Annotated in this window: 12 protein-coding genes; 3 read left to right on the top strand and 9 right to left on the bottom strand. The window is 34.2% G+C overall.

Going from position 1 to position 12,793, the window contains the following annotated elements:
* Positions 1-260 precede the first annotated feature (260 nt).
* Positions 261-635 carry a hypothetical protein gene (locus tag EF513_RS01915; RefSeq protein ID WP_125215729.1) on the top strand — a complete coding sequence of 125 codons (375 nt, stop codon included), beginning with the start codon at positions 261-263 and terminating at the stop codon, positions 633-635.
* A gap of 219 nt (positions 636-854) precedes the next feature.
* Here the strand turns inward: EF513_RS01915 and EF513_RS01910 are convergent, their stop codons facing one another.
* The 9 genes from EF513_RS01910 to EF513_RS01870 all read right to left on the bottom strand — a co-directional run bounded on the left by EF513_RS01910 (position 855) and on the right by EF513_RS01870 (position 10,311).
* The gene (locus tag EF513_RS01910) at positions 855-1,898 is read right to left on the bottom strand and encodes an ankyrin repeat domain-containing protein (protein WP_125215728.1); all 1,044 of its coding nucleotides are present in this window, start codon (positions 1,896-1,898) and stop codon (positions 855-857) included.
* Positions 1,899-2,025: 127 nt separating this feature from the next.
* On the bottom strand, positions 2,026-2,883 hold the full coding sequence (locus tag EF513_RS01905; RefSeq protein WP_125215727.1) for an alpha/beta fold hydrolase: 858 nt from the start codon (positions 2,881-2,883) through the stop codon (positions 2,026-2,028).
* Between the two features lie 3 nt (positions 2,884-2,886).
* Positions 2,887-3,975: a phospho-N-acetylmuramoyl-pentapeptide-transferase gene (gene mraY / locus EF513_RS01900; RefSeq protein WP_125215726.1), complete on the bottom strand. Its 1,089-nt coding sequence runs from the start codon at positions 3,973-3,975 to the stop codon at positions 2,887-2,889.
* 1 nt (position 3,976) lies between these two features.
* Complete coding sequence (locus EF513_RS01895; protein WP_125215725.1) at positions 3,977-5,365, bottom strand: UDP-N-acetylmuramoyl-tripeptide--D-alanyl-D-alanine ligase; 1,389 nt, start codon at positions 5,363-5,365, stop codon at positions 3,977-3,979.
* A complete protein-coding gene (locus tag EF513_RS01890; RefSeq protein WP_125215724.1) occupies positions 5,366-6,868 on the bottom strand; it encodes a UDP-N-acetylmuramoyl-L-alanyl-D-glutamate--2,6-diaminopimelate ligase in 1,503 nt (500 codons plus the stop codon).
* Complete coding sequence (locus EF513_RS01885; protein ID WP_125215723.1) at positions 6,855-8,582, bottom strand: peptidoglycan D,D-transpeptidase FtsI family protein; 1,728 nt, start codon at positions 8,580-8,582, stop codon at positions 6,855-6,857. Before EF513_RS01885 ends, EF513_RS01890 begins: the two co-directional genes overlap by 14 nt.
* 10 nt (positions 8,583-8,592) lie before the next feature.
* Positions 8,593-8,967, bottom strand: coding sequence for a cell division protein FtsL (gene ftsL, locus EF513_RS01880; RefSeq protein WP_125215722.1), 375 nt, complete (start codon positions 8,965-8,967; stop codon positions 8,593-8,595).
* Complete coding sequence (gene rsmH, locus EF513_RS01875; RefSeq protein WP_125215721.1) at positions 8,964-9,848, bottom strand: 16S rRNA (cytosine(1402)-N(4))-methyltransferase RsmH; 885 nt, start codon at positions 9,846-9,848, stop codon at positions 8,964-8,966. The genes ftsL and rsmH overlap by 4 nt, the downstream gene beginning before the upstream one ends.
* Positions 9,835-10,311 (bottom strand): division/cell wall cluster transcriptional repressor MraZ, encoded by a 477-nt coding sequence (locus tag EF513_RS01870; RefSeq protein ID WP_125215720.1) that lies wholly within the window; start codon positions 10,309-10,311, stop codon positions 9,835-9,837. The genes rsmH and EF513_RS01870 overlap by 14 nt, the downstream gene beginning before the upstream one ends.
* Positions 10,312-10,492: 181 nt before the next feature.
* Here EF513_RS01870 and htpG point away from each other — a divergent pair, with 181 nt between their 5' ends.
* Positions 10,493-12,349, top strand: a complete 1,857-nt coding sequence (gene htpG, locus EF513_RS01865; RefSeq protein ID WP_125215719.1) for a molecular chaperone HtpG — start codon at positions 10,493-10,495, stop codon at positions 12,347-12,349.
* Positions 12,350-12,495: 146 nt separating this feature from the next.
* Positions 12,496-12,783 carry a DUF2671 domain-containing protein gene (locus EF513_RS01860; RefSeq protein ID WP_125215718.1) on the top strand — a complete coding sequence of 96 codons (288 nt, stop codon included), beginning with the start codon at positions 12,496-12,498 and terminating at the stop codon, positions 12,781-12,783.
* Positions 12,784-12,793: the final 10 nt, after the last annotated feature.

The following is a 12,793-nucleotide window of genomic DNA, read 5'->3' as shown; positions in this document are numbered from 1 at the left end:
TTTAATGTGGCGTTAGGAATCTTGCTGCAAAATTCAGATAGCCATACAAGAAAAGCATTGAGCTATTTATAAAGAGCAGAATCTAGGGCTTAGAGATGAGAAAGTAGAGATTACGAATCAAGAAACCCAAGCAATAGCCACCAAGCTAAATAGAGCAATGGATGGCATTTTAATATACACTCCCACCGAAGAAGGTAAAGGAGATCAACATTTTTTAAAAGATCCTGAGCACAAAAGCTTATTTTAAAAGCGGGAATAGAATGTATAGCACAGGTGCAGAGTTAATAAGAGGTGTTATCCTAGTCCGTATGCTTGTTAATCCTATTGCATTAGCAAGTATAGCTATTGCAACCGTTATTCCCATCGTAGCTGCTATAGTAGTAATAATTGCTAGTATAAGGCGGTTTTTGACAAAGGGCAATAAACCGACAATAGAGCTAACAAAACAATTAAATAAATTAGAAAAAGCTGCAGAAAACATTGAAAAAGATTCATCTGCTACTATGGAATCTCAGTTATCTGGATTAAAAAATATGCTAGACAAGGTATTTCAAGATAAATTAACTAAAAGCGTTGATTCTGGAAATAATACTCAAAAATTTACTGGCAGAATAAAAAGCCCTAAACCCAAGTAAAATCAACGGGGATAATTAAATTTAAATGATCAGTAATATTACTATTAGCCTATTGGGAAGTTAATTTTTAATTTTGCTATGGAAGTATCAAGACTCATTTTATATGATTAGTATCAATTAAAATAATTAACGGGATAAAAAATGGCAGTGGTCCAGCAGAAAAATTATGGCGCCCAAGAGTTTAATAACCCTTAAGGCGCTATAATTTTGAGTAATAAATTATCTAGCAATTGTTACTGATTTGCTATTGAAAATGTTACCGACATGAGAAAAGTCTTTTGCTTGGTTTAAACTCTTTGAGTTAAATCCTGGTAAAATTTTAGCGCATGCATTGGCGATATTGTGAGTTATTTGAGCAGTAGCCTTTGGTGCAAAAAACCTACCCAGCACATAAATGGCAGCTACCCCTAACACAAGGCTAGCAAGTGCTATACAAGTGTTTTTAGCATAGTAGGACAATTTAGAATTCGGCGCTGGTGTGGTTTGTATAGTATTTGTAGTATTATTTATTTGTGTAGAACTATTTGGAACAAGTATAGTCGGAGTAATATTGGTAGGGTTACTCGCTTGGGTGGAGATGCTTGCTGCTTGGGTTGCTACAGTTTTAGCATTGTTAATAATTGTTTCGATCTTCTGGCGCATATTATCATTAATAAAGCCTTCTTCTTGACTTTTGGTTAATTCTTCTTCTGCAAGCTGCCAAGCTTTACTCTTTATTTGGTTAATGGTTATGTCATTATCTAAGCGGGCACCAAGGTTAGCTAAATTAATAAAAGCATTCCAATGTTTGTTTATTGCAGCAAATAAAATTGGTGTAAGACCAATAAATATCATTTCTTCAATATTATGGTTAATTATGTGGTTAATATCTGCTTTGTACTGAGATAAAAGTTCAATGCCCAGGATATTATTTTGTCTTATCATAGTGTAGAGTAATGGAGTGCCGTCTTCATCTTCGATATCTACATTAGCTCCATATTGGATGAGTAAACTAGCTACCCCTAATTTGTTCTGTTCAATAGCCAAGAATAAAAGAGCATGCCTAATACTGGGGTTAACTCTAACAGGCTCAAAGAATGATTTTAAGGTTTGCCGTTTCTGGTCATCCGGATAGTGGCTTATGTGAGCGGTCATGTTTATTAGTAGTTTTTCAACTTCGCCCACACGATTATCAGGAGCAGATAAATCTGTTATAATATCGGAAAGTTCATTATAAATACCGTCTAAGTCTTGGTCTAAATCTAAAATTGTTGGGTTAGACATTATAATCTCCATCACTATTTAAAGTTAATATGTATAACAAAAATATGTTGAAGTAAATAACGATATTTGTAATTTTTTAGTAAATTTTACATATGGCGGTAAATATTAGTAAGAATAAGTGTGCTTTTTAGTTTAACCAATTGTGAATATCTTTAATCTGGCTTTGTTCCATGAGACTTGGGGCGTGACCAATGTTTTTGTATTCAATACCGTTAACTTGAGGTTTTTCAAGCATTTTAAGGTAAGTTTCATGCTGTAAAATATCTGATTTGGTGCCTCTTATGACTAATGTAGGACAGGAGATTTTTTGCCAGATATCCCATAAATCTGCATCCTCAATCTGAGCCGGATCTGATCTGAAAGTACCTAAGGTAATTTGCGGATCATAAGCAAAAGTAAATTCGTTGTTAGCGGTTATCCAGAAACTATGTTTAGCCATATGTTTCCAGTGAAGATCATCTGTTATCCCAAAAGGAGCAAAGTTTTTTCTCAGCTGCTGTTCTAGCTCATGCAAATTATCAAAAGTGAAAGTACGACCTACATATTTAGCGATGCGCTGTAGAGCTTCTTTAGGAATAAAAGCGCCCACATCATTGATAATCAACTTATCCAGAATCCCAGGGTAAAGGCTTGCAAATACCATACCAATGATACCGCCCATTGAAGTGCCAATCCAGCTGAACTTAGTAATATTAAGTTTTTTTAGCAAAAGTATTATATCATGAAGATAACACGAATAATTATAACATAATGGATCAGGCATAGGGTCACTTTGGCCACGACCCGCAATATCAAGGCAGATTACATAATATTTATTACTTAAAGCTTGTGCTAAAAGATCAAAGTCACGGGCATTGCGCGTCAGTGCATGTACACAGAGTATTGCCGGTTTATTAGGATTACCCCAAGCAGTATAAGCTAAATAACGTGAGTGGTGAATGTTATCTAAGCTATATTCAATATGAACTTTTTGATAGAAATTCATTAACTACCTAATTTTAAGTGTGCCCAGCCCTAATAATGCAAAAATTATACTGATAATCCAAAAACGGGTAACTACTTTTGATTCGGGCCAGCCTTTTTTCTCAAAATGATGATGTAAGGGCGCCATTAAGAAGATTCTTTTGCCTTTGGTAATTTTGAAATAATAAACTTGCAACATTACTGAGCAAGCTTCCAAAACAAATAATCCGCCAATAATGCTTAACACAATTTCATGTTTGGTAAGTACAGCAATAATACCTAATGCGCCGCCTAAGGATAAACTACCGGTATCACCCATAAAAATTTGTGCTGGTTGTGAGTTGTACCATAAAAATCCGAGTCCAGCTCCGATCATACTGGCAATAAATACTGCGAGCTCACTAGTACCTTTAATATGAGTAAGCTGCAAATAATTAGCAAATACACTATGTCCGACTACATAGGCAATAATGCCAAAGCAAAGTGCGGTAATCATAATTGGTACAATAGCCAAACCATCAAGCCCATCAGTTAAATTAACTGCATTGGAAGTACCAACTGTTACTAAGGCAATGAAAATTATATAAAACCAACCTAAATCAAAGCTGAGATTTTTAAATATAGGAAAAACTAGATGACTTGCGACTTCTATAGGTATTATATTGATAATCCAAAAGTAACAAATGAAGCTGACTAAAAATTGAATTAACAATTTTTGCTTGCCGGTAACACCGTTAGTATTTTGTTTTTTAACTTTTTTATAATCATCAATAAATCCGAGTAACCCATAACTTAAGGTCACAAAACAGGTAATCAGTAAAAATTGATTGGTTAGATTGCCCCATAAAAACACAGTAATAAATATCGCTATAAGCATCAGTAGGCCACCCATGGTCGGGGTACCTTTTTTGCTAAAATGAGTTTCGGGTCCATCTTCCCTAATCGGCTGCCCACCAGATTTAAGTTGCTTTAAATAACCAATAAAACGGGGCATGGTAACCATTACGATAATAAAAGAAGTAAGACATGCTCCAAAACTTCTAAATGTAATATATTTTAGGATGTTTAAACTATGGCAGTGGTTAATAAGAAGCGTATAAAGATAATAAAGCATATTATTTGGAATCCTTTAAATAACTAACCACCCTGCCTAACCCCATAGAGAAGGATCCTTTAACCAAAATAACATCTTGGCTATCAAAAAGATCAGGGGAAGAGTTTAAATATTCAGTTACACTGCTAAACGCATATTTAGTAAAATCTCTTGGTAGGCTATCAAATAAGCTTCTCATTAAACTACCAATGCAAATAATTTTAGCAATTTTATTATCAATTATATATTCTTTCAGTTCTTGATGGAAAGTTTTTTCTGCGGTACCCAATTCTTTCATGTCTCCTAAAATAGCTATTTTTTGTGAATTAGGAAATCTTTCAGCTAAATTGTATAAAGCGGCCTTTACGGCAACAGGAGACGCATTATAACTTTCATCAATAATAGTAAGATGTTTATTGTTATAAATTACATCAATTACTGTTCCTCGGCCATAAGCAGCTGTTTGGGTAGATAAAGCCTTTATGCCCTTGTTTAAATCCAGGCCTAAATGATTAATGATAAATAAGGGTATAAGTGAGTTAATTGCTTGATGTCTTCCCACCATTCCTAATTGATATTCAATTGTTTGATCATTAATTTGGGCTTTAATTAGGGCATGTTCTTTATAAGCTTTATATTCAATTAACTTGGCATAAGCTCCTTGATGAGCGCCAAAAGTACCGATATTTTTAATGCCTAACTTGATAGCCTGCATATTCATAAGCTCAAAATATGCATTATCATGATTGATAATAGCTAATCCTTGTGGGTTTAAACCTTCAAAAATTTCTGCTTTAGCTTGGGCTATGGTTTCAATTGAATTAAAAAATTCTAAATGTACTGCTTCTACGGTGGTAATTACTGCAATATCCGGCTTGCCGATAGAAGTTAAATATTTTAGTTCTCCTAGATGGTTCATACCCATTTCAAGCACTGCATATTGGGTGTGGTTAGGCATTCTTGCTAAGGTTATAGGTAATCCTAACTCATTATTAAAGTTACCGGCGTTTTTATGGGTCATGCCAAAAACTGATAAAGCTGAATAAATCATCTCTTTAGTGCTGGTTTTGCCAACACTGCCGGTAACCCCTATATAAGTGGCTTTAACATGCTCTCTCTTAAATTTCCCAAGCTGATTTAGAGCTTTTTTAGAATCTTTGACGATTAAAATATTATCTGTGTGGAGTGCATCTTTCGGAATATATTCAGCAATAATACAAATGGCACCTTTTTCCTGGGCATTTTTTATATAGCTATGGCCATCCCCATTTTCTCCGCGTAATGCAATAAATAAGCTGCCTTCTTGTACTTCCTTGCTGTTAAATTCAAAACTATAAGCTTCAAAAGTAAAAGGAACATACTGTCCTAAAGCCTGAGAAAGTAATTTGTCATCCCAAATAATTTCGCTCATTTACATGCACCCTGTGGCAATTTGTATATCATTAAAATCTAATTTTTCATTGTTAATTTCTTGGTATTGTTCATGTCCTTTGCCGGCTATAACTACTATATCCTCACTGCTCGCCATTGATATAGCTTGCTCTATAGCTTTAGCACGATCAGCAATTTCAATACCATTTGGGCATGCTGCCATTATTGCTTGCCTAATAAACGCCGGATTTTCAAATCTAGGGTTGTCATCAGTTATTATTTGTATATCTGAATAGTCAGAGGCGATTTTACCCATAATTGGTCTTTTTAAGGCATCTCTATTACCACCGCAGCCTAGTACTACAATAAGCTTTTTAGGGTGATGCTCGCGAGCTGCAAGTAAAATGTTTTTTAGAGCTTCAGGTTTATGGGCGTAATCAACAAAAATATGTTTTTGATGATTAACTTTTTCCATGCGCCCTGGAATGCTACTAAGTTGGTTGGTCGCTTCTTCCAGTGTATTCAGGTTAATATGAGGATAGCATAACCCAATAGCGGTAAGTAGGTTGTAAGCTTGGAATTTGCCAACTAAGGGTAACTGAAAAACGCGGCTTTTGCCAAAAATCTCAGCCTTTAAGCTAATACCTTGCTGATTAAGGGCGATATCTTTAATAGTTAAATCTTTTCCTTTATGCCCAAAAGTAATTACTTGGTGTGCTTTTTTTGTACAAATTTGTTTGATCTGCTCAAATTCTGCAATATCTTGATTTAGTACGGCAAGATGTTTTGGAGGCAATAATCTTTCAAATAAAATCATTTTTGCTTTGAAATAATCTTGCATTGTAAGATGGTAATCCAAATGGTCCTGACTGAAATTGGTGAAGGCTGCAGAAAATATGTTAGTTTCACCAATTCTATATTGTTCTAATGCATGGCTTGAAGCTTCAATAGCGAGATGGTTAATATTGCTAACAACTAGCTCTCCAAGTAATTTGCTAAATTCAATTACTCCAGGGCTGGTGAGACCGGTTTCTTCTAGTTTATTATTAAAATCACCTATCATGCCTAAAGTGCCAATGCTGGCTGATTTTAAATCGTTTAAATGAAGTAACTGCCGAGTGAAATGAGCAGTGGAAGTTTTACCGTTGGTGCCAGTTACTGCATAAATATATTCTGGCTGTGTAGGATAGAATAGCTTGGCAAGACGTGCTTTAATTAAATAAGGATTAGATACTTTAATAATTTTGTTTGATTCAAGAGAGCATTTAGCTTGTCGGTCCTCTGTCTCGTATATTTCTTGAGCTTGATTAGTTAAATTGAATTTAGGGGAGCTAAGATCAGTATCATTACCAGTAATAATTAATGCAGCATTTTGCTTAAGTGCAGCCTGACAAAATTTAGTAGCCTGTATTGGATCACGAGCAGTACAAATAAAAATAGAACTGGGCGTAACATTGCGTGAATCATCAGTAATATGAGTAATATCTTGATCGATGATCTGAGTAGGAAGATTAATTAATTGGGTAATTTCAGAAACTTTCATTATATTTATTTCTATAATAGCTTTCAATCATGAGTTTTCTAATTATTTCTTGGTCATTTTCATCAAATGGTTCAATACCAATAATATTAGCAATACGTGAAATTATATTACCAACAACGGGAGCCGCAGTCCATCCTCCTGTTGAAAAACCAAAGGTAGATTTATTACCTTTAGGTTCATCGAGTATTACAAACACAGCATATTTAGGCTTTATAATCGGAAATGCCGCAATAAAAGAAGATAAATTGGCATGGCGATTATAACCACCTTTAATACTTTTTTCTGCGCTGCCAGATTTACCACCAACTAAATATCCAAAAGCATTAGCTTTTTTACCGGCGCCATCAGTTACATTAAGTCTTAATAGTTGCTTAATCTGCTGTGAGGTATTTTGGCTAATAATTTGTTTGGCAGCAGTTTGGGTGCCTTGGACTAAGGTAAGGTCATGCATTACCCCATCATTTACTATCCCTCCAAATGCTCTGATCATATGCAGAGGAGTGACCATCATGCCATGACCGTAAGACATAGTCATAGTGCTTAAAGTGCTCCATTTGGAATTAGATGGAAAAACTGGGCTGCCTATTTCAGGAATTTCAATTTTAATATCTTCCATAAAACCAAATTTTTTTAAATATGCTTTATGTTTTTCTACACCTAAATCTAAACTAATTTTAGCGGTACCAATATTTGATGAATTTAGAAATATTTCTGGTACCGATTGTATGCCACCTTTGCCTCTAAAGTCTCTTAGTTTGAATCTGGCTACTTTAATAGGCTCACTGGTATCATAGGCATCAGTTAAAGAAACTGTTTTATTATCTAAAGCCATCGCAAGAGTCATGCTTTTAAAAACTGAACCAAGCTCATAAGATGCAAGGCTGCTGCGGTTAAATATTTGCTCAGGTTTTGCTTTGCCGGGTTGATGAGGATTAAAATCCGGCAAACTTACCATGGAAATAATCTCCCCAGTAGTTACATCGGTAACAATGGCAGCAGCCCCAATTGCTTTAAAATCTTTTAAGGCTTTTTCTAGTTCTTCATGGACCGCAAATTGTACTTTTAAATCAAGGGTTAGCTTGATATCTGGCTTAAGCTTGCCTTCGCTCGGATCAACAATTAATTGCTTGTCGAAATACTTTTCTACTCCTCCAAGACCCATACCATCAATTCCTACAAAGCCAACAATGTGGGAAAGTAGGTTGCTATGTGGGTAGATCCTTTGGTGGCTATCTTCAAAACCTATACCAGGCAAGCCTAATTTGTTGACCGCATATTTTTGTTTAGGAGGAACTTGCCGTTTTAACCATACAAATTTTTTACTTGATTGTAAGTCTTTTAATACATTTTGATATTGAAGGTCGCTAAAGATCTCACATATTTTATAGGCAGCTTCTTGTGCATCTAGGATAATTCGTGGATTAGCATAAATTGAAGTGGTGGAAAGATCAACTGCTAGCACTTGACCATTACGATCGCTAATATTTGCTCTTCTAAAGGCTGCATCAACACTGGCAAATTTTTTAAACTCAATATCTTGATTGTTATTAAATACTAAGTTTTGTAATTTTACTACTAATATAAAAAATACTAGTAAAAAAGCACCAATAACAACGGTGAGACGTTGATAGGTTTTATTAAGGGTAGGAGCAAGAAGTTTGGCAATTATTTCAGGCCAATTTTGCCGTCTACAATGTAGCAAAAAGCTTCTCATTCCCACAAATTTAATCCCTTACTGGCTTTCGGTAATTAACAGTTTTTGATTGATTGGAAAGGGAATGGTTTTTAATGACTTCAACTATAAATTTTTGCCGGTTAGCAAGTGGAACAAGCTTGGGATTTAATTGCATTACTTGGATAGGTTCCAGGTGTGGTAGGTATTTTGAGGCAATTCTCATGAGTCGTTCTGGTTTGTTTAAATAAGCCCATTCAGCTTCTAAAACTTTGATCGATTCTTTTTCGTCAATGATTTGCTTATTAAGTTGCGTAACATCGATCTTTAAGTTTCTAACCTGATATTTAATATTAAACATTAGATAAATGCTTAAAGCTAGCAGAGATAAAGCAATTAAAATTGGCAAAGGTACAATTCTATTCATAACTTATCTCTTTTTAATACGCGCATTTTAGCAGAGCTAGAGCGAGGATTAAGCTTAAGTTCTTCTTCGGTTGGTGTTAGAGGCTTTTTAGTAAGGAGGTGATAATTTTCGCTGGCTGCATCTTTAAAAAGCTTTTTGACAATCATATCTTCTAAAGAGTGAAAGCTTACAATAACTAAAACTCCATTTTCTTTTAATAATTTAATTGATTTGTTAATAGCAATTTTAAGGTGATTTAATTCGTCATTTACAGCAATTCTTATGGCTTGGAATACCCTGGTTGCCGGATGAATAGGGTTTTTATGAGATCTTTTAACTACTCTGCAGATTAAATCTGCAAGGTTTTTAGTAGTAGTTATTTTTTCTTTCGCTCGTTCTTCAATAATTAATCTAGCTATTTTTCTTGAGTGGCGTTCTCCACCATAATAATAAAAAATATCTGCTAAATCTTTCTCGGCATACCCATTGATAATATCATAGGCGCTGATTGAATTTTCTCCCATTCTCATATCAAGCGGACCATCATGCATAAAAGAAAAGCCTCTTTCTGCTTGATCTAGTTGCATAGATGATACACCTAAATCCATTACAATACCGTCAACACCGGTTAGATTTTCTTGCTCGAGCACTTCATCAATTTGGGAATAGTTACAATTATGAAATTTGAGTTTGCTATATTGCTTGCTTAATTCGTTCACAAATTTTTTAACTGAAGCGTCTTGATCAATTGCGATCACGCTTGCTTCTTTTTCCAATAATTTTCTAGTATATCCACCTGCACCGAAAGTACAGTCTACGATAATGGTGTCCGCAGTAGGGTTAGTAAAAGCCACCACCTCATTGAGCATCACTGACGTATGTGGAGGGTTATTTAGAGTCATTTTTTATCCCTCCCATATTAATATTTCTTAAAGAATCTCTGCTGTTTAATGCTAGATTTCTGGCTTTAACGGAATACTCCTGAAATTTTTCAGAATTCCATAGTTCAAAAGTATTACCTTTACCTACAAAGGTTACATTTTCAGTTAACCCAAGATTTTCTACATAAAAATCAGGTAAGCAAACTCTACCATCATTATCAATATTAAGCATTAAGCTGCCTCCTAAAATAGTGGTGGCAAATGCATCTTTTTGTTCAGAGAAAGGATCTAAATTATCGATAAAAGAATAAAGCTGTTCTAAACGATCAGGTGCGCATGCTTCAATGCAGTTATTAATAAAAGATTGATAAGTAATGATGGTTTGATGATTTTTGCTAGCTAATACATTTCTAAATTGAGCGGGTATAGAAACTCGACCTTTTTTATCAATTTTATTAATATAGCTAGACAAAAATAATTGCATCGTTGGTTAAAAATGGATTTGTATGGTACCTTATGGTATTTTATGGTATCAAACGGATACAGTCAAGTGGATCAATGGGAAGTTTAGCAGAAATTTAACAAAATTATTAATAGCCCCTTGATAAATTCATCCTAATTACTATATGCTGAAATACCAAAAATATTAAAATAGGTGGAGTTAGATGTCTGAACAAAATACATATCAATTTAATGCGGAAGTAGGCAAAGTTCTTCAATTAATGATTCATTCTCTTTATACTAATAAAGATATTTTTATCAGAGAATTAATTTCTAATGCCTCGGATGCAATTGATAAATTAAGATATCTATCAGTTACTTCACCAAATTTAAGTGCTGATGATGTTGATTATAAAATTTGCATAAAAATAGATGAGACTGCCTCAACCTTAACTGTATCTGATAATGGTATAGGCATGGATCGCGAGGATTTAATCAATAACTTGGGTACTATAGCTAAATCTGGCACTCAAAGTTTTCTTGAGCAATTATCGGGAGATCAAAAAAAGGATGCCAATTTGATCGGTCAGTTTGGGGTGGGATTTTATTCCAGCTTTATGGTGGCTGATGAAGTGGTAGTGTTAACACGTAAGGGCGGTAGCAACCAAGCGTATAAATGGTCTTCACAAGGCATTGGTGAATTTAGTATTGAAGAAGCTACCAATGAGGTTAAACGTGGTACCAGTATTATTGTTAAGTTGCGTGAAGAATGTAAGGAATATCTTGATCGTTTTAAGGTAAAACATATTGTTACAACTTATTCAGATCATATTAGTTTTCCTATAGTGCTAATTGATACGGATGGTAAGGAAGAGGTGGTTAATAGCGCCTCAGCATTGTGGACCAAGAGTAAAAATGAAATTACTGAGGAGCAATATAAGCAATTTTATCATTCAGTAGCTCATGCTTTTGATGATCCTTGGATGACTTTGCATAATAAGAATGAAGGTACCCTTGAATTTACAAACTTATTATTTATACCAAGCAAAAAGCCATTTGATTTGTATCATCCTGATAGAAAAAGCAAAATAAAATTATATGTTAAAAAAGTGTTTATTAGTGAGGATATAAATCTTATCCCAGCTTATATGAGATTTATTAGAGGGGTAGTAGATTCAGAAGATTTACCGCTTAATATTAGTCGTGAAACTTTACAGCATAGCGCGATGATTGATAAAATTAAGCGTTCTCTTACTAAGAAAGTGTTGGCCGAGCTGAAAAAGAAAACAGATAATGATAAAGCATCATATGGAGAGTTTTGGGCTAATTTTGGACCGGTGTTAAAAGAAGGCTTATGTGAAGGCGGCGAGTTTAGAGATGATATTTTAGCCGCTTGTAAATTTGCAAGCAGCGAAAGAAGCGAGCTAATTTCATTAGAAGAGTATATTGCTAATATGAAAGAAGGGCAGCAATATATGTATTATCTGGTAGGAGATGATTTAGAAAGATTAAAGAAAAGTCCACAACTGGAAGGATTTAAGGCTCAGAATATCGAAGTAATCTTGCTTGCCGATCATGTAGATAGTTTTTGGGTAAACGTAGTTAATGATTATAAAGAAAAAGAATTTAAATCCATTACCCGTGAAAATATTGATTTGAATAAATCAAATGAAGATAGCCAGGAAAATACGAAAGACCTGCTAAAAGAAGAAGGTTATAGCAAATTAATTGAATTAATTAAGCAAGAGCTTGGTGAAAGAGTTAAGGAAGTTAAATTATCTAAAAAGCTAACTAATAGTCCTGTATGTATTACAGTGCCTGAAGGTGGAATGGATATTAAAATGGAGCGCTTTTTAATTGAGCAAAAACAGTTGGTCATGGCTGCTCCTAAAATTTTTGAGATAAACCCTGATCATCCAATTGTTGCAAAATTAGCTAATAAGGCTGATTTTAATGAGGATGACAAAATGGTGGTTAGGCTGCTGTACAATCAGGCTTGTATTGTTGAAGGGGAAATGATACAAGATGTAAATGAATTTGCTGCTGCAATTAATTCAATTTTATTAAAAGCGCAAATATAATTAATGTTTCATTCAAAAATAACTTGTAAAAAATTTATAAATTGTATATAAGTTAATTATTGTGATTGTTTTATTGCGTTTTAAATGATTTTAGGTTAATATAGTAATATTATACACTAAAAATTGAGATTTTTATTGAGGATACTATGTCTACAGTAGATAATAAGTTAAAAAGCACTACCAGTGAAGGTGAAGCTCCTGTTTTTGGTGATGTGAATTACATGAGAAAATCCGCTTCCTTAATAAATGATTCTCTTCATAAAGGTTGCGATGTAATCCAGATGGCTAACGGAGATATCTTTATTACTGAAACTAAAACAGTAACCTTCCAATATAGGTGGGATGATAAAAAAGGTAAGTTAGCTAGAGTTAATACCGCAGGTCGCGTTAAAAAAACTAAAAAGGCTAAAATTTATCAAGATGAAAACGCTTAAATAATTAGTT

The organism is Rickettsiales endosymbiont of Stachyamoeba lipophora (assembly GCF_003932735.1).
Taxonomy (GTDB): domain Bacteria; phylum Pseudomonadota; class Alphaproteobacteria; order Rickettsiales; family 33-17; genus RICK01.
This window is presented reverse-complemented; position numbering and strand designations above follow the sequence as displayed.

Bases quoted from the DNA above. Each gene is read 5' to 3' on its own strand.
- EF513_RS01915 (WP_125215729.1), top strand. From the start codon at position 261: ATGTATAGCACAGGTGCAGAGTTAATAAGAGGTGTTATCCTAGTCCGT.
- EF513_RS01910 (WP_125215728.1), bottom strand. From the start codon at position 1,898: ATGTCTAACCCAACAATTTTAGATTTAGACCAAGACTTAGACGGTATT.
- EF513_RS01905 (WP_125215727.1), bottom strand. From the start codon at position 2,883: ATGAATTTCTATCAAAAAGTTCATATTGAATATAGCTTAGATAACATT.
- mraY (WP_125215726.1), bottom strand. From the start codon at position 3,975: ATGCTTTATTATCTTTATACGCTTCTTATTAACCACTGCCATAGTTTA.
- EF513_RS01895 (WP_125215725.1), bottom strand. From the start codon at position 5,365: ATGAGCGAAATTATTTGGGATGACAAATTACTTTCTCAGGCTTTAGGA.
- EF513_RS01890 (WP_125215724.1), bottom strand. From the start codon at position 6,868: ATGAAAGTTTCTGAAATTACCCAATTAATTAATCTTCCTACTCAGATC.
- EF513_RS01885 (WP_125215723.1), bottom strand. From the start codon at position 8,582: ATGAGAAGCTTTTTGCTACATTGTAGACGGCAAAATTGGCCTGAAATA.
- ftsL (WP_125215722.1), bottom strand. From the start codon at position 8,967: ATGAATAGAATTGTACCTTTGCCAATTTTAATTGCTTTATCTCTGCTA.
- rsmH (WP_125215721.1), bottom strand. From the start codon at position 9,848: ATGACTCTAAATAACCCTCCACATACGTCAGTGATGCTCAATGAGGTG.
- EF513_RS01870 (WP_125215720.1), bottom strand. From the start codon at position 10,311: ATGCAATTATTTTTGTCTAGCTATATTAATAAAATTGATAAAAAAGGT.
- htpG (WP_125215719.1), top strand. From the start codon at position 10,493: ATGTCTGAACAAAATACATATCAATTTAATGCGGAAGTAGGCAAAGTT.
- EF513_RS01860 (WP_125215718.1), top strand. From the start codon at position 12,496: ATGTCTACAGTAGATAATAAGTTAAAAAGCACTACCAGTGAAGGTGAA.